Origin of the sequence: Pseudooceanicola marinus, from assembly GCF_002786295.1 — a bacterium.
GTDB lineage: Bacteria > Pseudomonadota > Alphaproteobacteria > Rhodobacterales > Rhodobacteraceae > Pseudooceanicola > Pseudooceanicola marinus.
In genome coordinates, this window is sequence record NZ_PGTC01000018.1 from 43,598 (window position 1) to 62,094 (window position 18,497).

Here is an 18,497-nt window from a genome sequence, read left to right on the forward strand (position 1 = left end):
ACATTCACCGCTTCCTTGGGGCGATGATCGGTTCAGTGGTCGAGCAGCGCGCGCGCCGTCGCCTCGTCGGTCACCAGCCCCTGCAACAGCCCGCCCCGCAGCGCCGCCTTCAGCGGGGCGACCTTGTTGGGGCCCGCCGCCAGGCCGATCACCCGCGTGCGGCCAAGCGGCATGCGGATGCTCAACATGCGGCGATTGCAGGGATGGTCGATATAGCGGCCTTCGGCATCGAAAGCATGACCGCAGAGCTCTCCGACCGCACCCGACGCCCTCAGGCTCTCCACATCCGACGGGGTCAGGCTGTCGGCCAAGGGCAGTGGCGCGGCAATGACGCCAACCCCGACGAAGGCGGTGCCAGCCGTGGCGACCAGATCCCGGGCCTGGCGCACATGGGGCATCTGGCTGTACTGGGCCACCTCCCCCGCCTCACGCGCCATGAGCGGCACAGGCAGAAGATGCGGCGGGGCACCAACCCGTTCGGCGACACGCATCAGGGCCTCGTGGAACCCCGCCGCCCCATCCGGAGCGACATTTCCAACCAGGGACACCAGCCGATGGTGGCGCGCGTCCATGCTGTGCATTTCCTCCGCCATGGCGTTCATGGCTTTGCCGCAGGCAAGTCCCACGACCTGGGGCGTCTCATCCGCCAGGATCCGCTCCAGCACCTGGGCAGCAAAGGGCGCGATGGCCGCGACCGGGTCAGCGCCCTCGCCCAGCCCCGGCGCCACCCTGACCAGCGCCAGCCCGAAACGCGCGGCTAGATCGCGCTGCAGTTCCTCGCAAGCGGAGATCGGATGCTCGACCCGCACCTGGACCAGCCCCTCCTGCGTTGCACGTGCCACCAGGCGCTGCACGCGCTGGCGAGAAATCCCCATTTCACGCGCGATCCGATCCTGCCGCATCCCGCCACGATAATATAGCCAAGCCGCCCGCGCCGCATCATCATCGCGCGCGCGATCCCCGTCCTCTGCGTGTCCCGTCCCCATGGTACCCTTCAGTCAAATTTTGTCCCCGGCGGCACAATGCTGTATACTCGTACAAAGTGCAAAGGCTTACCGGCGACATTAGCTGTGCAGGACACCACAGGTTGCTCTGCCTCAGAGCGCATAGTCGACAAACGGGCGTCAGCTGTATAACTCCCTGCCATTCCTAATAAAAAAGGGCCGGTGCGCGCCTGCGCAACCGGCCCTTCCGGGATATTGTCTGTGAGGTCGCGCCTCAGCCGACGCGGTAGTTCGGGCTTTCGCGGGTGATGCGCACGTCGTGGACGTGACTTTCCGACAGGCCCGCGTTGGTGATCTTCACGAATTGGCAGTTCGCGCGCATCTCCTCGACCGAGGCGCAGCCGGTGTAGCCCATGGCCGCACGCAGGCCACCGACCAGTTGATGGATCACGGCGCCGGCCGGCCCCTTGTAGGGCACCTGCCCCTCGATCCCTTCCGGCACCAGCTTGTCGCTGGCCGCATCCTTCTGGAAGTAGCGATCGGCCGAGCCGCGCGCCATGGCGCCCAGGGAGCCCATGCCGCGGTAGGATTTGAACGACCGGCCCTGGTAGAGGATCACCTCGCCCGGGGATTCGTCGGTGCCAGCGATCATGCTGCCGACCATGGCGCAGCTGGCACCCGCGGCGATGGCCTTGGCGAAGTCGCCCGAGAACTTGATGCCGCCATCGGCGATCACGGGCACGTCGCCCGCCGCCTTGGCGCAATCCATGATCGCGGTCAGCTGCGGCACGCCCACGCCCGCAACCATGCGGGTGGTGCAGATAGAGCCCGGCCCGATGCCGACCTTCACCGCATCCGCGCCGGCGCCGATCAGCGCCTTGGTCGCCTCGGCGGTGGCGACGTTGCCGGCGATGATCTGTACCTCGTTCGACAGCGCCTTGGCGCGTGCCACGGCATCCACCACGCCGGCGCTGTGGCCGTGGGCGGTATCGATCACCAGGATATCCACGCCCGCGTCGACCAGCGCCTCGGAGCGTTCAAACCCCGCGTCGCCCACGCCGGTGGCTGCGGCCACGCGCAGGCGGCCCAGGTCGTCCTTGCAGGCCGTGGGGTTCAGCACGGCCTTCTCGGTGTCCTTCAGTGTCAGCAGGCCGGTAAGCTTGCCAGTCCCGTCCGTGACCAACAGCTTCTCGATCCGGCGTTCGCGCATCATGTCGATGGCGCGGTCGCGGTCGGCGGGCTCGTGCAGGATGGCCAGGTTGTCCTTGGTCATCATCACCTTGACCGGCGTCTCGTCCTTCTGGGCAAAACGCATGTCGCGGTTGGTGACGATGCCGACCACCTTGTGGTTTTCATCCACCACCGGGAAGCCGGTGAAGCCATACCGCTCGGTCAGGGCCTTGGCGTCTGCCAGGGTCTGATCCGGGGTCAGGGTGACAGGGTTGTAGACGATACCGCTTTCGAACCGCTTCACCCGGCGCACTTCCTGCGCCTGCTTTTCCAGGTCGAGGTTCTTGTGGATCACCCCGATCCCGCCGGCCTGCGCCATGGTGATGGCCATGCGCGCCTCGGTCACGGTATCCATGGCCGAGCTGAGCAGCGGGATGTTCATCGAAATCCGCTTGGTGACGCGGGTCTTGGTATCCGCGGTACTGGGCAGGACCGACGAGGCCGCCGGAACTAGAAGAACATCATCGAAGGTGAGAGCCTCGCGAATCTCCATCGGGTCACTCCATGGACAAGATCACTTGGCGCCTCCCTATTACATGTCTCGGACGCAGGGGAAAGGCGAAATCATGCCCCTGCGGACCTTGCATGACGGGCATGCGAAGAGGCGGTTCCGACGGCCCCGGGCATCGGCCCGTTCGAGGCGCCCATGTCGGGACTGCGCCCCGGCGCGTCGGGGACAGGCCCGCGCCGCCCCGCGCCACCGCCTAGGCTGGGGGCAGGACAACCCGCGGAAGGCCCCCATGACCGATCCCGACCCGCTCGTCATCTTCACACCCTCGGGCAAGCGGGGACGGTTCCCCGTGGGCACGCCGGTGCTAACTGCTGCGCGCCAGCTGGGGGTGGACCTCGATTCCGTCTGCGGCGGGCGTGGCATCTGTTCCAAGTGCCAGGTGACGCCGGCCTATGGCGATTTCCCGAAACACGGGGTGCATGTCACCGACACGGCCCTGTCCCCCTGGAACAGCGTGGAGGAGCGGTACGACAGCACCCGCGGCCTGCCCGAAGGGCGGCGGCTGAGCTGTCAGGCCCAGGTGCAGGGCGACGTCGTCATCGACGTGCCGGCCGAAAGCCAGGTGCACCGCCAGGTGATCCGCAAGCGGGCGGAGACCCGCGCCCTGACCATGAACCCCGCCACCCGGCTGCACTACGTCGAGGTGGCGGAGCCCGACATGCACGACCCCTCCGGCGATTTCGAGCGGCTCGCCGCGGCGCTGGAGGCGCAATGGGGCGTCACCGGACTGACCGTCGACCTGTCGATGCTGGCGGCGCTGCAGGGCGTGCTGCGCAAGGGCAACTGGCGGGTGACGGCGGCGGTCTACCGAGACCACACCGGCGCCGCGCCGCGCCTGCTGCACCTCTTTCCCGGCCTGCACGAAGACGGGTTTTATGGGCTGGCCATCGACCTCGGCTCCACCACCATCGCGGCGCATCTGACGGACCTGGAGACCGGCGAGGTGCGCGCCGCCTCCGGGCTGATGAACCCGCAGATCCGCTTCGGCGAGGACCTGATGAGCCGCGTATCCTACGTGATGATGAACCCCGGCGGCGACACCGAGATGACAAACGCCGTACGCGGCGCGCTGTCGGACCTCGCGGCGGAGCTGGCGCGTGACGCCGGGATCGACCCGGCGCTGATCGTCGAGGCGACGTTGGTCTGCAATCCGGTGATGCACCACCTGGCGCTTGGCATCGACCCGACGGAGCTGGGCCAGGCGCCCTTCGCGCTGACCACCTCCTCCGCCCTGTCCCTTCCCGCCTCCGATCTTGGCTTTGCCGCCATCAACCCGCGCGCGCGGCTCTATATCCTGCCCTGCATCGCGGGCCATGTGGGGGCGGATGCCGCTGCCGTCGCCCTGTCGGAAGCGCCTGAGAAATCCGAGGACCTCGTGCTGATCATCGACGTGGGCACCAACGCGGAGATCCTGCTGGGCAATACCAGCCGCGTGCTGGCCTGCTCCTCTCCCACCGGGCCGGCCTTCGAGGGGGCGCAGATCTCCTCCGGCCAGCGCGCCGCGCCGGGGGCCATCGAGAAGGTGGAGATCGACCCGGTGACGAAGGAGCCGCGTTTCCGCGTGATCGGGATGAAGCGTTGGTCCGACGATCCCGGCTTCGCGCCCCGGGTGGTGGCCACCGGGGTCACCGGGATCTGTGGCTCCGGCATCATCGAAGCCCTGGCCGAGATGCGCATGGCCGGCATCATGGATGCCTCGGGCCTGATCGGATCGGCCGAACAGACCGGCAGCGCGCGCTGCATCCCCGACGGACGCACGCATGCCTATGTGCTGCACGATGGCCGGGCCGAGGGCGGGCCGCTGATCACCGTGACCCAGGGCGACGTGCGGGCGATCCAACTGGCGAAATCCGCGCTCTACGCCGGCGCCCGGCTGCTGATGGATGAGATGGGTGTAGATCGCGTTGACCGCGTGGTGCTGGCCGGGGCCTTCGGCGCCCATATCTCCGCCAAACACGCCATGGTGCTGGGCATGATCCCCGATGTCCCGCTGGAGCGTGTGACCTCGGCCGGCAATGCCGCCGGCACCGGTGCCCGGATCGCGCTGTGCGACATCGCGGCCCGCGCCGCCATCGAGGGCAACGTGGCCCGCATCACCAAGATCGAGACCGCCATCGCGCCCGCCTTCCAGGCCCATTTCGTCGCCGCAAACGCCCTGCCCCACGCCAGCGATCCCTTCCCGGAACTGGCCAAGGTGGTGCAACTGCCCGATGTCAGCTTCAACACCGGCGGCAGCGGCGCAGACGGCAGTGGGCGGCGCAGGCGGCGGCGCGGCTGAGGCCGCGCCCGGATCTTGCGCCAGCCCTCCGTCCAAGGGCGCGCGCCTCGGCCTTGCGCGCCCCGCCCCTGCTTCACCTCGTCCAAAATACTCCGGGGGGAGTCGCGCCCCGCGCGACGGGGGGCGGAGCCCCCTCCTCCATTTCCCCCGTAGCGCCACCGCCAACCGCCTGACGCCTATCACTTCCCGCTTGACGCGACCGGGGGCTTGGCATACCTCAACTCTCGCGCGGCGGGTATGATGTAATGGTAGCCTGTCAGCTTCCCAAGCTGAACGCGCGGGTTCGATTCCCGCTACCCGCTCCATTCCCGATCACAAAATCATTTTATTTCCGTCTCTTAAGCGCCAAAGTGCCCCTTCAGAATTTGCACGTGGGACACACAGGCCTCTGACCATCCGCGAGATGGACGCGACCGACGGACCGGCCCCTCCCTTCCCCCGCTTCACGACGTGAAGTCTGAGACCGATCCTCGGATCGAGGAGGTCAATTAGTCTCTCCCCTCTCCGCCAAAGCTCCGGGTCAGTATCAGTCACCCAGCGGACAATAGCGGCCTTGGCCCACCTACGTCCGCACAACGACTAAGGCGTGGCCCGAGGCCTGATCGGCCATCCGACGTTCCAGCTAGTTCAGCCAATGCGAGGTACGAAGTGGCGCACCGGAGAGGATCAGCCGAACCATGCAACGCCAAGGGCTTAGCTTGAGAACGCCCACGTGAAGGGGCACATGAAGTCAATAGCTTAGCAGGCGGATCGGAACGGTAACGGACCAGAAGACCGGGGAGCTACCGTTCACTGCGCTCCGGACGAACAGCAGCTGCGCGGATGAAGCTGTCGGTCTACCCGCACGCGGATCCAGCAAGAATTGCCGTTCACAGCTTTGGCGCGCCATGGGCGAGTTCAGCCCCTTATCGTCTCCACAGTAAGATGCGGCGTGCCATTCGACGTCCGCCGAACACTGCGGCCGTCTTTGCCAAGCGTGCCCCGGATGCGCTGACGCCAGTTCGAGAAGCTGTCGAACTCAACGGTGTCGACCGGCTTGTCGAGTGCGATCTCCACATGGCGATGCCCCGCAGCCCCGGAAAGTGCGACGATCTTTCCGCTGTAGGCATGGCCAAGGTAGTGCCCCGTGACTTTAGCCCCCAGGACCAGCTCCCCCGGGGCGTCGCGATGGCCGATGCGGGCATGAAGCGTATTCCAGTCTCGTGCCCCGTGCTGTCGAGCGATGAGTTCGAGCGCATGGGCATGGCTGACCGCCATACCCTTGGCTTCTAGGGCCTGCCGGAGCGCCTTGGCCTGCGCCTTGACCGTTTCGAGAGATGGCTGTGTCATGCTGCCTCCTTGGCGGGTGATTTCACGGAGTTGATGGCGAGGACCAGGGCCAGAACAAGCAGCACGGCATCCGCGATGGGAAAGGCATACCACAGTCCATCGATCCCAGAGACCTTCCCCAGGACAATGAGCAGCGCGGGGGTCAGCAGCCATGGCTTTGCCAGCGTCAGCACCGCGGTCCGGACGGGGAAGCCCAGGGCCTGGAAATGCATGGCGAGGACAAGAACCGGGCCGGTGATGACATATAGGGCCGTCATCGGACGCAGGATCGTGACGACTGCCGCGACGACTTCCGGATCGCCCGAAAATAGCGCGCCCAGTTGCGCGCCGGCCAACGCGCCGGCCAGAGTCACGCCCATGCACCAGAGGAACGCGCTTCCCATCGCAAGCCGCAGGGCGGCGCCGGCCCGATCCATGCGGCCTGCGCCAGCGTTGTTGCCGGTGATGCTCTGGGTGGTCAGAGCGATCGCCATCTGCGGCAGGAAGGCCAGCCCGAGGATCCGCGTCACCGCACCGTAGGCGGCGATATAGGCGGCGGATTCGGCGCCAGCGGTGCCGATGATACGAAGGACCGTGCTGGCCACCAGGGCCATGCCGACAAAGGTCAGGCAGAGCGGAAGGCCGAGCGAAAGCATCCGCCCCCAGCCTGACAGCCAGCTCGCCTGCCGCAGGACCCCAAGGGGCAGAAGCTCGTGATCGCAGGCCCGCAGCCCCAGCAACAGCGCCAGGCCAAGGGCCTGCGCGACCACGGTGCCAAGGGCCGACCCGGCCACGCCGAGCCCAAGAAGCACGATCGCGACATAGTTGGCTCCGGCATTCAGCAAGTTCACCAGCACCGAAAGCAAGGCAATGTGCCCGGCCCGCCCTTCACTGCGCAGGGCGTCGGCGTGCAGGCCCAGACCGAACTGGATCGGGGCGCCAAGGATCAGGATCAGCAGATAGCTCTGCGCAGACCCCGCCACCGCCGCGTCTCCGGCGGCAAGCGCGGAGAGTATGGCAGGGCCAAGGCTCAGCGCTGCCGCGATCAGCACCGCGCTCAGGGCGAGCGCGAGGCCATGGCCTCCTGCGAAGACCTCTCCCGCCTCTCGGCGCGCCCCGGCCCCCAGATGGCGGGCAAGCAGGCTGGCCATGCCGCCCCCCGCCAGAGTGGTCAGAGCCGTCAGCAACATGACGACCGGAAAGGCCAGGCTGACCGCCGCCAGGGCCTGGGCGCCGACGAAACGACCGACGAAGATCCCGTCGATCACGTTCAGCAGGCCGCCCGTCGACATCACGACGGCCATGGGCAGGGCATTCGATAGGAACAATCGCCCGACGGGCCGGGTCAGAAAGCGGTTCTCGATTCTATTAGGGGCAGGTCCTAAGGACATTGCTCACTCCTCCGGGGGAGGCATTTCGGATCGGGAGGGAGCCTGCATTACCCACCTGCGAAATGCTTCGAGGGTGAGATGTCGTCTTGCTCCGGGCTTCACCGTGACTCGCGTCCGCAGGCGGCAGGTGCCCGGCACCTTGTGCGCTCGATAGGGCGAAATTCCCCGAAGGGCAAGATGGCAAACCGGCACGTAGAAGGTGCATCTGCCCAGATGCCCAAAAGCAGCGGCATGGAACCCGACCAACGCTTTGGGCGCCGTGTGGACCTCTGCCGCAACCGTCACCGATGTCAGCTTCGGACTGGCTACGGTCATTCGCCGCGCCTGAGACTGACGGCAGCTTTGCGCAGGAAACGGCCCTCGCAGCACGCGCGTCTGTCCCTCGGCTTCTCGGTCCTTCCGGCCCACACTGGACTTCCATGCAATCCGCGGCCAAGGTCTGCTTCGAGCCCTACCTACGGCTCCGATGGCCTTGCCGAACGCGGATGTTCCCTTTGTGTTTCCATGAGTACATCCAAGACCGGAAGAAGCGAATTTACAATGCGCCAATCGTTACGAACTAAAGCAATCGGAATCTGCAACGACAAGATTGCCAAGAGAGGCGAGACGGTAGGTCTTTCTATGCGTCTTTTTGCGAACAAGAATGATGACCCAGAGCTGCTCATGGAAGCAGCCGAATGGTGGATCAAGACCCATGAACTTGATCATTTCGAGAAGGCGACGAAGATCCGGGACATGATCCGTTCGGGCGTTTGAGTAACGGCAGCTTCATCCGCATAGCAGACCTCGGTGTAAACTGCAGCGAAGATCCGGTTCCCGCCCTTCTTGTCAGCACTGTGCGTCATGCTGCGGCTTGCACGAATGTCGTGGAAAGGCTGTTTGGTGGATTGACGCGCATCAGAATGGCCAGGGCAAGCTTTGCGCTGTCGTCACCGGCGGCCAGGGCCACTCCCTTTTGGCCAGACGACGCCTTGCCCCTTTGAGATCGCCTATGCCAACCTTGAAACCTCCTGTAGTGCCTACCTGAATCCAGTCGCTTCCGAGATCGTGTCCGCCAGAGCCAGCATATTGTCCCGCCTCCATCTTCAGGGGCTGCGCCACTTCGAACCTGTGGTGCGCCTCGGGACGTTTGAGGCGGCGGCGCGCGAGCTAAATGTCACTCCCGGCGCAGTCAGCCAGCAAATTCGTCGGCTGGAAGACGGTTTGGGCGTGTCCTTGTTTCACCGGTACGGTAACCGTTCGGAGCCTACCGACGCGGCGCGGCAGATCGCGCAGACCCTTTCCGATGCCTTCGAGCAGATCGAACAGGCACTGGAGATCGGCACCGGAAAGTCCGGCTCTGCTTCGGTCAAGATCAAGCTCTATCAGACGTGGGCGAACCCCTGGCTCATTCCTCGGCTGGAAGCGTTCTCACAGCAATATCCGGACATCTCCGTCGAATTCGAAACCGGTATCGAGAGTGTCGACGCGGGATGGGCTGACCTTGACATGGCGCTCAGCATGCGGCCATAGGAGTCGCCCGACATTACCCGCGTGCCACTGTTCACGCCGCACCTTCTGGCGGTCTGCACGCCCGCTGTCGCCGAGCGGCTGGGTCCAAAGGTGGACCTGTCGCTCACGACGCGGATCGCCTCGCGCAACCGCATGGAAGACTGGCCCAACTGGATGGCCGCCGCCGGACGGACCTGGGATGACAAGAAGCCCCTCATGGTGTTCTCGAACTCGACGCTGGTCTACGAGGCTGCCTTGGCCGGGAACGGGGTGGCAATTGCTCAGTTGGAGCTGGTTTTGCAAGACCTTGCCGAGGGGCGGTTGGTGCGCCCCGCCCGCTTGTCGCGCCGTTGCCAGGCCCCGGGATGGAAGAAGACAACGACAGGCAACGGACGCTCTGCGCCTTCCGGCAGATACACGTCGTAGGCCTGACGTTCGTGGGGCCCGAACGAGACGTCATGGATCACCTCGACGCCCGGAGGAACCTCCGGCAAGGGGATGACGGTCCCGGTATGTTGCGGTTTTGCTGGGGTCTGCGTATCGGTCATGGGAAGTCCTTTTGAAAGCCCGGACCTGTGTCGGTCCGAGCATGTCTGCGATCATCAGGGCAGCTTGAAGCCGACCTTTTCGGCATACCAATCTGCCAGCCAGGCGCGGGCCTCGGGCGACATGCCCGTCACGGTGCCCCAAAGAGCCTGGGCGTCCTCCCCGGTGTAGAGGTCGTAACCGCCGAGCGACTTTTCGTTGGCCGCACGGAAATCCGGATCGGCGATGACCTTCTCGAAGGCGCGGCTGCAGGCTTCGACCACCTCGGGGGAGGCCGTAGACGGCAGAACGATGGCCTTGCCGACGGTGATGGCCGAGCTGGTCAGCGCGTAGTAGGCCTCATAGGCGGGGCCGCTTAGCGGTTCGCCATGGACCTCCTCGTAGAGCTCGATGAAGGTCGGCACGTCGGGGAAGTTCGGGTCGCGCACGATCTCACCCGAGGGGGCGATGACACCGCCGGCCATCATGGTGATCGCCTTGCCCTCGTCCACCAGCGGCTGGACGCTGCGCGTGTAGGCCGCGGTGGTCTGGTGGTCGACATTGAACTCGCCACGCTCAAATCCGATGCGGCCGCCCCCGCGCTCAAGTCCCCAGACGGATTTGACGTCGAAACCAAGCAGGTCGAAGGACAGCACGGTCAGAATGTCGGCCGAGTCCTGACGCCCGCCGCCGAACACGAGATCCGCGCCTTTCATGCCCTCGATGTCGCCCGTCTCCGTCGCGCCGGTGGTCGGCGAAACGTAGTAGAGGGGACCCATCGGCGCGATGAACACCGGTACGAACTCATCCAGCGTGAAGCTGATCTGCGGCGCCCCCAGCGTCTTGGCGATGAAAATCGACGAGGACATGGCCAAGAAGTCCGATCCATCCGAACTGGCGCGTTTGCTAAAGCGGTTGGCAGCAGGAATACCGCCGCCGCCCGGCTCGTTTCGGACAAGTATCGTAGGTTCGTTCTCGAACGCCTTGGACAGATAGGGCGCAACCGCGCGGACCAGCGTATCGCTGCCGCCGCCTTCGCCAAACGGCACGGTGGCGTTGATCCGGTTCAGACCCAGATCCTGCGCGGTGGCAGGCAGGCTGGCCCCAAGGGCAACAGCCCCGGCAAGCAAGATGGTTTTGAGTTTCATGATCGTCTTCTCCTCCTCAGAAGTAATCCCACGGGTTCAGTGACAGGACCCAGCCATCAGGCAGGAAGGTCCCGGATTGATAGGTCAGGAATAGGTAGACCCCGATGATGCTCACCACGCCCAAGGCCACGGCCCATGGCTTGGCGCGGGCCTCGACCGTCAGGAAGGCCGCCATGAAGAGCGCCGCTCCGGCGAAAAAGCCGAAACAGGCGATGGACAGCACTGCCGCGATCAGCCACGCCGCCGTGTGCCAGAAGGACACCGAGTAGCGCGGGCCGGTGACATGGCTGTCCTCCAGAGCCGAGGGCGCGCCGCGGCCCAGTTGCAGCAAGATCACCGCGCAGGCCGCCAAGCCAACGCCGCCGGCGACCATCGGGAACATGCGCCCCAGCGGTTGCAGGTCCTTCACCATCCACAGCGCCGCCGCAAAGAACACCGCCAGCAGTGCGGGCAGCACCAGTTGGGTTGGGCGGGTCTGGCGGATCCGGTCGATTTCCTCCGGATTGCCGGCGATCTTCGTCATCTGCTGCTTGATCGAGGCCCCCAGGATCAGCAGAACCACGGCCAGCAGGATCAGCACGATGGGCCGCGACAGGAAGTCGGTCAGGCTATAGAGCTGGGCCGTCTGGTAGAGCGACTTCTCAAGGTTCTGCTGCAGGACAAAGCCGATCAGGAAGGCCGGGCGGGAAAAACCGAACCGCCGCATCGCGACGCCGATGACGCCGAAGAGCAGGATCAGAAACAGGTCGCGCGGGTCTCGGTTGATCTGCAGCGTGGCAAAGGAGATCGCCACGATCAGGAAGGGTGCAATTCAGCTGAAGGGGATCAGCGTCAGCTTGGCCAGATGCCGGGAGAACAGGAAGCAGGCTCCCGCGCCGAGGATATTGGCCAGAGCGAGGCTCCAGATCATAAGGTAGGTCAGGTCGATATCCTGCGTCAGCATGCCCGGCCCCGGCTGGATGCCGATCAGGATCAGGGCCGACAGCAGCAGCGCGGTGGAGCCGGACCCCGGCACGCCGAACAGCAGCGTCGGCACCAGCGCCCCGCCCATGACCGCGTTGTTCGAGCTTTCGACGCCGATCACGCCGCGCACGTCGCCCTTGCCGAACTGACTCTTGTCCTTGGCCGACCGAACAGTCTGGCCGTAGACGATCCAGTCCACCACCGCGCCACCGACACCCGGCATGGCGCCGACCAGGCAGCCTACGGTTGCCGATCGCAATACGATCCACTTGTTGCGCAGGACGTCGATGACCCCTTGCCGGGTGCCATTGCCAAGGCTTGGGCGATCCGAGATCGAACGGTTCTGCTGGATCAGGTCGGCGATCTCGGGGATAACGAAGACCACGATCACGCAGGCGATCAACGGCAGGCCGTCCCCCAGATAGAACAGCCCCAGATCAAGCCGTTGCTCGCCGCTGGCAGGCGCAAAGCCGACCGAGGCCACGACCATGCCGAAGGCGCAGATCGCCACACCCTTGGGCAGACTCTTGCCCGAAAGCGCCGCCACGCTGGCCACCCCAAAGAGGATCATCATCAGGATTTCGGGAATGCCGAACCACAGGATAACCTGCTTGGCCGACTGCAGAGTCAGGGTCAGGACAAGCGCCCCGAACAATCCGCCAATCACTGAACTGAGAAAGCCGGCCGACAGCGCCCTTGCCGCCTGTCCCTGTTTGGCCATGGGGAAGCCATCCAGCACCGTGGCCTGGGACGAGGCCGATCCCGGCACGCCCAAGAGGACCGAGGTGATGGTATCGCCCGTGCTGACCGTGGCGAGCATCCCGATGACCATCGCCATCGCCGCGCTTGGCTCCATGCCGTAGATGAAGGTAAACAATAGAGAAAGGCCCGCTGCCCCACCAAGCGCTGGCAGGATGCCCACCACGAGCCCCAGCAAAGCGCCGAACATCAGATAAAGAACCGCCGACGTACCCCTCAGCGCCTGGAACGCCTCGATCATGTATCCTCCCTCATCGGCTCTCCCTGCCGACCGGGCCTACCGTGTCACTCGGGTAGGATTAGTGAAAATGAAAAAATCTACTTGTTGCGTTAGTTTTTCTAAGTCTTTCAGATCTAACCGAGGTGAGGGTTCAACGGTTGCTAGGGCCGCGAGAATAGGTGTTCGAGACCGGAAATATCCAGTAAAGTGCTGCCGTTTCTGGCCTATCCAGCGAAAGACCGCTCACTGAGTTTGCTGCCTATTGCCTTTGCAGTCGCAGCGAACATCGCTCATCCGACCGCGCTGCGTGACCACGATCAGGTCGACCCCGCGGACGGTTGAGAGGCGGTGCGCGGTGTGCATTTGCCACCATCTGAGTGGCCGCTCCCGCCAGCCAAGCTTGATAAGCGCGCATCCGCGGCGAAGGTCCAGAATGGGCGGATGGTGTTGAAAAACTCCGCGCTTGCCGGGGGCCGAAGCTTCTGATTCCCTTTATTTACGGGAGCGGGAGGGCACGGGATGCTGGGAACTCAAAAGGCGCATGCGCGGCTGTTCTACGAGTTCGATCTCGAGACGCATATTCCGGCGAACCACCTCGTGCGCGGGATCGACCGGTTCCTCGATCTACGCGAACTGCACGCAGATCTTCGCGGCTTTTACAGTCACACCGGGCGGCCATCGGTCGACCCGGAACTCATTATCCGCATGCTCGTCATCGGCTATGTGATGGGGATCAGGTCGGAACGCCGGCTGTGCCAGGAGGTCCATCTCAACCTGGCGTATCGATGGTTCTGTCGCCTCGGTCTCGAAGACAAGATCCCAGATCACTCGACCTTTTCGAAGCTGCGCCACGGCAAGTTCCGTGAGAGCGACCTGTTCCGCCGCCTGTTCGAGGACGTCGTCGCGACGTGCATTACCGAGGGCCTCGTTGGCGGAACCGGGTTCGCCGTCGATGCCAGTCTGATCAGCGCGGATGTCCAGAAGCAGAGCTCCAGCAGAGCCGAGGACTGGGATGCCGATGCGATCGATCCTTTGGAGGCTCCGCGCGCCGTTCGCGAGTATCTCGACGCGCTCGACGAAGCGGCGTTCGGCGCGGCCACGACGGTGACGCCGAAGTTCACCGCTCATGCCGATCCGGCAAGCCAGTGGACGGCCGCGCGCAAGGGTCCGGCCTTCTTTGCCTATTCCGACAACTACCTGATCGACACCGATCACGGGATCATCATGGACGTCGAGGCGACGAGGTCGGTCCGGCAGGCAGAGGTCGGGTCGGCCCGCACGATGCTGGACCGGACCGAACGGCGTTTTGGTCTCCGTCCGGACTGGCTGGCTGCCGACACGGCCTACGGTTCGGAAGAGAACCTCGTCTGGCTGACGCTGAAGCGGCAGATCCTTCCCTTCATCCCGGTCTTCGACAAGTCCGAGCGCACGGACGGGACCTGGTCTCGGTCCGACTTCACGTGGGATGAGGAAGGCGATCGCTACCTCTGCCCCGAGGGCAAGGAGCTCCGGCATTCCCGGCGCAACTATTCCGATCCGGGCCGCTCGGCGACAGGGATGAGGCCGCGGCGGTATCGCGCGCTGAAGGCGGACTGTCAGGACTGCCCGTCAAAGGCCAAGTGCTGTCCGAAGAGCGACGTGCGCAGCATCAATCGTGAGAAATACGAGATCGTCCGGGACCTCGCCCGAGCCTGCACGGCTTCCGCATTTAACGAGGTGGCACAGCGGCGGCGGAAAAAGGTCGAGATGCTGTTCGCTCACCTGAAGCGGATCCTGGGCCTCGGGAGACTCCGGCTCAGGGGCCCGCTTGGCTCGAAAGACGAGTTCACCTTGGCCGCAACGGCCCAAAACCTCCGGAAACTGGCGAAACTCCGGCCACAGAGCTCCAATGGAGCGGCGCCCGCATGAAGCGGACGAGTGCGCCCCGTCAAAATCCCCGATCCTCTCGCTGACCCGTCATTCCGCGGCCAACTCGACCAGCGCCACAACAGGCGTTTTTCAACATCATCGGCGGGAAGCCGTCGTTCGCCGCACCATGGGCGAACGACCGGACTGCGCAGGAAGCAGCCGACCTGCTCCCTGCTTTGATCGCCTCTGACGTCGCTTAGACTTGTTTCTGATCCCTCTACGCGGCACGCGCCCGACATTGCGAAGCGCGCGCTCGCACCGACCGGCGTCGCGCGACAAGCAGAGGAAAATCGCGCTGTCGCGTGCGTTCGAGGCTGTGTCGCTTTCCGCCATGTGTTCTGATCCGCCAAAGATAGCATCCGGTGAACGAGGCCCTGCATTCCGCGGCATGCCGACATGCGGAGTCTCGCCTGTGCAAGATCTATGGAGGAGACGCACATGAGCAATATCGGTGTTGTTTATACAGGCCCCGGGGCCGTCGAGGTTCAGAAGATCGATGATCCGAAGCTTCAGGCCCCCGACGGGCGCAAGCTGGAGCACGCGGTGATTCTCAAGGTCATCTCGACCAACATCTGCGGCTCCGACCAGCACATGGTACGCGGACGCACGACCGCAGAGCCGGGGCTTGTCCTCGGCCACGAGATCACGGGGGAGGTGATCGAGACCGGGTCGGACGTGGAAATGCTGAAGGTCGGCGATGTCGTCTCGGTGCCGTTCAACGTGGCCTGCGGTCGCTGCCGCTGCTGCCGCGAGGGCGATACGGGCGTCTGCCTGACGGTGAACCCGGAACGCGCGGGCGGCGCATATGGCTATGTCGACATGGGCGGCTGGATCGGCGGTCAGGCCCGCTACGTCACCGTGCCCTACGCGGATTTCAACCTGCTGAAATTCCCGGACCGCGATCAGGCGCTGGCCAAGATCCGAGATCTGACCATGCTGTCCGACATTCTCCCGACCGGATTTCACGGGGCGCTGACGGCGGGTGTCGGCGTCGGCTCCATCGTCTATGTCGCCGGTGCAGGTCCCGTGGGCCTTGCGGCGGCGGCCTCGGCGCGCATTCTCGGCGCAGCCATGGTGATGATCGGCGACTTCAACAAGGAGCGACTGGAGCACGCGGCGAAGGTGGGCTTCACACCGGTCGATCTGTCCAAGGGCGACAACCTTCCCGAGATGATCGCCGAGATCACCGGCTCTCCGGAAGTGGACGCCGCCATCGACGCCGTGGGCTTCGAGGCGCGCGGTCATTCGGGCGGCGAGCAACCGGCCATCGTGCTGAACCAGATGATGGAGATCACCCGCGTCGCGGGCGGCATCGGCATCCCCGGGCTCTATGTCACCGAGGATCCGGGTGCGGTGGATGACGCCGCGAAATCTGGCAACCTGTCGATGCGGTTCGGCCTTGGCTGGGCCAAGGCGCAGAGCTTCCACACCGGTCAAACTCCCGTGCTGAAATACAATCGCCAGTTAATGCAGGCGATCCTGCACGACCGCCTTCCGATCGCGGACATCGTCAACGCCACGATTATGCCGCTGGACCAGGCCGCCGAAGGGTACAAGAGCTTCGATAGCGGTGTGGCTAAGAAGTTCGTGCTCGATCCGCATGGTATGCTTGCGTCTTGACCCAGATCGGTTGCCGACCAGCCGCCGCCCCTAAAGGGCGGCGGTCATTTTATGCGCGACGTGGCGTAGGGACGGCGGGGGCTTCTCGATCTGTGATCGCCCTACAGAGGCAGAAGCTCTCGCCTTGCATCCGTAGCATCGCAGCACTGACTCAGGTCCAACCGGCTGCAGTCAGCCCCAAGCTGCCAGTCGTGGCAGGCCTGGTATCGCGCCAATTTCCGACACGATGGGCTGGGTCAGGACATTCGCTGCGCCTATCACGAAGGGCCGCAATGGGCCGGAATTGACGGCGCACCTGACGGACCTGTGCCCCCCCCCGCAGCGCCGCATTGCCGTTCCGAGACCAAATTCGACGTTGCCCAAGGACTGGTGACAGACGCAGGGGGTCCGTAACCAGCTTAACGCCTGACCTTGTTCGCGAACGCTCCGGGCGACAGGCCCTCGTGACGGACAAAGGCCAGTCCGAAGGCGCTGGCGGACCCGTAACCGACCCTCTGAGCGATCTCGGCATTGGTCAGCCCGCCCGCCCGCAGCAAGGTCTTGGCCACGGCCATGCGCCACTCGGTGGCGTATTCCATCGGCGCGCGGCCAACCTGCCTGCGGAATCGTTCGAAAAAGCCGGAGCGCGACATGCCCGCCGCCTTCGCCATTTGTGAAACGGAGAGTGGGCCGCCCGTCTCGGCGTGGATACGTTGCAGTGCACCGGACAGCTGCGGATCCGACAGGCCGCGCAGCAGCCCGGGCGGCAGGGTCGTCGCCTGATCAGACCGCAGGGCCTCGATTAGAAGGACCTCCAGCAATCGCTCGAGGATCAATCCGCGCCCTGGACGGTCGGCGCGGGTTTCCTCGTGGATCATGGGCACAAGGGCCGTCAGGCGGTCCTGATCAGAGACATGGATCATCTCCGGCAGCAGTGACACGAGGAGGCTCCTGGCCGGCGTGTCAAAGCTGCAATGCCCGACGAGGGCGCGCACATCGACCGGGGCCTCAGTCGCGCCAAGCCGGAACTGCCCGGGACCGGTTTCAAGCGGCAGGCGGGGCACGTGAGGCGGCGGGGGCACCTCGCTGGACATGGTAAAGCCCTGCAGGTGGGGGATCAGCACGAAATCACCAGCCCTCAGCGTGACCGGATCGCGCCCGGTGACGTGCAGCCTGCACTGCCCTTCGACCATCGCACAGTAAAAAGGGCTGACCATGTCGTGACGCTCCACCAGCCACTGGCCGCCAGCTTCGACCATCTTGGAGACGGAGACCGCAGGCTTCAGCAGGGTGACGATTCTGGAAAGAGGATCCAAGGAGCTATCGAGCATCTATTCGGACGATCTATGGATGATTATGGATTTTTCTGTATATCAAGGCCGAACTTTGCCGTCTATCTCTCTGTCACACAAGACAAGGAGACCTCAAATGCCCCGCATCCTCATTACGGGTTGTTCCTCCGGTTTCGGTCAGGCTATCGCCGCGCAGTTCCTCGATCAGGGCTGGGACGTCGTCGCCACGATGCGCACTCCCTCCGTCGAAGGGCTGCATGAGTCCGACCGTCTGCAGGTGCTGTCCCTGGATGTCACCGACCCCGAAAGTATTGCGACTGCGATTGACGAGGCGGGCCAGATCGATGCGCTGGTAAACAACGCCGGTGTCGGCATGCTCAATGTGCTGGAAGGTGCCGACATCGCCCGGGCCCGTGAGCTGTTTGAAACCAATGTGCTGGGCGCCATGGCCATGACCCGCGCCGTGATGCCCGCCATGCGCGCGCGCCGCGCTGGCGTCATTGTCAACGTCAGTTCCAGCGTGACGCTGCGCCCATTGCCTGCCCTGTCGATCTACAGCGCCAGTAAGGCCGCCCTGAATGCCTTCACCGAAAGCTTCGCGCTTGAGGCCGCTGAATTCGGCATAAGTGCCCGGTTGGTCCTGCCCGGCAGCGCACCCTCGACATCCTTCGGACGCAATGCAGTGGCGCGGATGGGCATGGATGTGCCCGAGGTCTATGGCCCTTTCGTGCAGGCCTATTTCCAGAGCCTCCAGTCCGCGGCCGAGAAGACCGAGCCGCAGGATGTCGCGCAGGCTGTCTGGCGGGCCGTCACGGACGAGACGGCGCCGATGAAGCTGCCTGCAGGCGCGGACGCAGAGACCTGGTTCCGCGAAGCCCGCCTTGGCACAGCGTGACGCGTCCGATGCTGATCTCCCTCTCGAACGGAAAC

15 protein-coding genes, 1 tRNA gene and 1 pseudogene are annotated in these 18,497 nt (G+C 64.7%); 8 read left to right on the forward strand and 9 right to left on the reverse strand.

Going from position 1 to position 18,497, the window contains the following annotated elements:
• Positions 1-32: 32 nt before the first annotated feature.
• Positions 33-986 carry a sugar-binding transcriptional regulator gene (locus CVM50_RS14230; RefSeq protein ID WP_085888050.1) on the reverse strand — a complete coding sequence of 318 codons (954 nt, stop codon included), beginning with the start codon at positions 984-986 and terminating at the stop codon, positions 33-35.
• Between the two features lie 232 nt (positions 987-1,218).
• A complete protein-coding gene (guaB, locus tag CVM50_RS14235) occupies positions 1,219-2,667 on the reverse strand; it encodes an IMP dehydrogenase (protein ID WP_085888052.1) in 1,449 nt (482 codons plus the stop codon).
• 247 nt (positions 2,668-2,914) lie between these two features.
• Here guaB and CVM50_RS14240 point away from each other — a divergent pair, with 247 nt between their 5' ends.
• On the forward strand, positions 2,915-4,963 hold the full coding sequence (locus CVM50_RS14240) for an ASKHA domain-containing protein (protein ID WP_085888054.1): 2,049 nt from the start codon (positions 2,915-2,917) through the stop codon (positions 4,961-4,963).
• Positions 4,964-5,194: 231 nt separating this feature from the next.
• Positions 5,195-5,268: transfer RNA gene (locus CVM50_RS14245), tRNA-Gly, on the forward strand.
• Between the two features lie 592 nt (positions 5,269-5,860).
• Here CVM50_RS14245 and CVM50_RS14250 read toward each other — a convergent pair.
• Both CVM50_RS14250 and CVM50_RS14255 read right to left on the reverse strand, forming a co-directional pair.
• The gene (locus CVM50_RS14250; RefSeq protein WP_085888056.1) at positions 5,861-6,292 is read right to left on the reverse strand and encodes a glyoxalase superfamily protein; all 432 of its coding nucleotides are present in this window, start codon (positions 6,290-6,292) and stop codon (positions 5,861-5,863) included.
• Complete coding sequence (locus CVM50_RS14255; RefSeq protein ID WP_085888058.1) at positions 6,289-7,662, reverse strand: MATE family efflux transporter; 1,374 nt, start codon at positions 7,660-7,662, stop codon at positions 6,289-6,291. Before CVM50_RS14255 ends, CVM50_RS14250 begins: the two co-directional genes overlap by 4 nt.
• 540 nt (positions 7,663-8,202) lie before the next feature.
• On the opposite strand from CVM50_RS14255, the gene CVM50_RS22180 reads away from it, so the two are divergent.
• From CVM50_RS22180 to CVM50_RS22265, 3 genes and pseudogenes are all read left to right on the forward strand, one after another.
• Positions 8,203-8,418 (forward strand): DUF6500 family protein, encoded by a 216-nt coding sequence (locus CVM50_RS22180; RefSeq protein WP_085888060.1) that lies wholly within the window; start codon positions 8,203-8,205, stop codon positions 8,416-8,418.
• A gap of 312 nt (positions 8,419-8,730) precedes the next feature.
• Entirely contained in the window at positions 8,731-9,174 is a 444-nt protein-coding gene (locus CVM50_RS14265; RefSeq protein WP_157792190.1) for a LysR family transcriptional regulator, read from the forward strand.
• Positions 9,175-9,195: 21 nt separating this feature from the next.
• Positions 9,196-9,429 (forward strand): annotated as a pseudogene (locus CVM50_RS22265) (hypothetical protein); the annotation flags it as partial.
• Between the two features lie 5 nt (positions 9,430-9,434).
• Here the strand turns inward: CVM50_RS22265 and CVM50_RS21985 are convergent.
• The 4 genes from CVM50_RS21985 to CVM50_RS14285 are packed head-to-tail and all read right to left on the reverse strand — an operon-like array spanning position 9,435 to position 12,789.
• Positions 9,435-9,701, reverse strand: a complete 267-nt coding sequence (locus tag CVM50_RS21985; protein WP_232618251.1) for a hypothetical protein — start codon at positions 9,699-9,701, stop codon at positions 9,435-9,437.
• Positions 9,702-9,755: 54 nt separating this feature from the next.
• Positions 9,756-10,826: a type 2 periplasmic-binding domain-containing protein gene (locus CVM50_RS14275; protein ID WP_085888066.1), complete on the reverse strand. Its 1,071-nt coding sequence runs from the start codon at positions 10,824-10,826 to the stop codon at positions 9,756-9,758.
• Positions 10,827-10,842: 16 nt separating this feature from the next.
• Entirely contained in the window at positions 10,843-11,619 is a 777-nt protein-coding gene (locus CVM50_RS14280; RefSeq protein WP_085888068.1) for a hypothetical protein, read from the reverse strand.
• An 18-nt stretch (positions 11,620-11,637) separates the two neighbouring features.
• Positions 11,638-12,789 carry a tripartite tricarboxylate transporter permease gene (locus CVM50_RS14285; protein WP_085888069.1) on the reverse strand — a complete coding sequence of 384 codons (1,152 nt, stop codon included), beginning with the start codon at positions 12,787-12,789 and terminating at the stop codon, positions 11,638-11,640.
• Between the two features lie 498 nt (positions 12,790-13,287).
• Between CVM50_RS14285 and CVM50_RS14290 the strand changes: the two genes are divergently transcribed.
• Both CVM50_RS14290 and fdhA read left to right on the forward strand, forming a co-directional pair.
• Positions 13,288-14,676, forward strand: a complete 1,389-nt coding sequence (locus CVM50_RS14290) for a transposase (protein WP_085888071.1) — start codon at positions 13,288-13,290, stop codon at positions 14,674-14,676.
• Between the two features lie 438 nt (positions 14,677-15,114).
• Positions 15,115-16,296 carry a formaldehyde dehydrogenase, glutathione-independent gene (gene fdhA / locus CVM50_RS14295; RefSeq protein WP_085888073.1) on the forward strand — a complete coding sequence of 394 codons (1,182 nt, stop codon included), beginning with the start codon at positions 15,115-15,117 and terminating at the stop codon, positions 16,294-16,296.
• A 398-nt stretch (positions 16,297-16,694) separates the two neighbouring features.
• On the opposite strand, the gene CVM50_RS14300 is transcribed toward fdhA, so the two are convergent.
• Positions 16,695-17,606, reverse strand: coding sequence for an AraC family transcriptional regulator (locus tag CVM50_RS14300; protein ID WP_085888075.1), 912 nt, complete (start codon positions 17,604-17,606; stop codon positions 16,695-16,697).
• Between the two features lie 97 nt (positions 17,607-17,703).
• Between CVM50_RS14300 and CVM50_RS14305 the strand changes: the two genes are divergently transcribed.
• The gene (locus CVM50_RS14305) at positions 17,704-18,462 is read left to right on the forward strand and encodes an SDR family oxidoreductase (protein WP_085888077.1); all 759 of its coding nucleotides are present in this window, start codon (positions 17,704-17,706) and stop codon (positions 18,460-18,462) included.
• The last annotated feature ends 35 nt before the right edge of the window (positions 18,463-18,497 follow it).

Coding starts and splice junctions, on each gene's coding strand:
- fdhA (WP_085888073.1), top strand. CDS start 15,115: ATGAGCAATATCGGTGTTGTTTATACAGGCCCCGGGGCCGTCGAGGTT.
- CVM50_RS14290 (WP_085888071.1), top strand. CDS start 13,288: ATGCTGGGAACTCAAAAGGCGCATGCGCGGCTGTTCTACGAGTTCGAT.
- CVM50_RS21985 (WP_232618251.1), bottom strand. CDS start 9,701: ATGACCGATACGCAGACCCCAGCAAAACCGCAACATACCGGGACCGTC.
- CVM50_RS14255 (WP_085888058.1), bottom strand. CDS start 7,662: ATGTCCTTAGGACCTGCCCCTAATAGAATCGAGAACCGCTTTCTGACC.
- CVM50_RS14275 (WP_085888066.1), bottom strand. CDS start 10,826: ATGAAACTCAAAACCATCTTGCTTGCCGGGGCTGTTGCCCTTGGGGCC.
- CVM50_RS14240 (WP_085888054.1), top strand. CDS start 2,915: ATGACCGATCCCGACCCGCTCGTCATCTTCACACCCTCGGGCAAGCGG.
- CVM50_RS14285 (WP_085888069.1), bottom strand. CDS start 12,789: ATGATCGAGGCGTTCCAGGCGCTGAGGGGTACGTCGGCGGTTCTTTAT.
- CVM50_RS22180 (WP_085888060.1), top strand. CDS start 8,203: ATGCGCCAATCGTTACGAACTAAAGCAATCGGAATCTGCAACGACAAG.
- CVM50_RS14300 (WP_085888075.1), bottom strand. CDS start 17,606: ATGCTCGATAGCTCCTTGGATCCTCTTTCCAGAATCGTCACCCTGCTG.
- guaB (WP_085888052.1), bottom strand. CDS start 2,667: ATGGAGATTCGCGAGGCTCTCACCTTCGATGATGTTCTTCTAGTTCCG.
- CVM50_RS14230 (WP_085888050.1), bottom strand. CDS start 986: ATGGGGACGGGACACGCAGAGGACGGGGATCGCGCGCGCGATGATGAT.
- CVM50_RS14250 (WP_085888056.1), bottom strand. CDS start 6,292: ATGACACAGCCATCTCTCGAAACGGTCAAGGCGCAGGCCAAGGCGCTC.
- CVM50_RS14305 (WP_085888077.1), top strand. CDS start 17,704: ATGCCCCGCATCCTCATTACGGGTTGTTCCTCCGGTTTCGGTCAGGCT.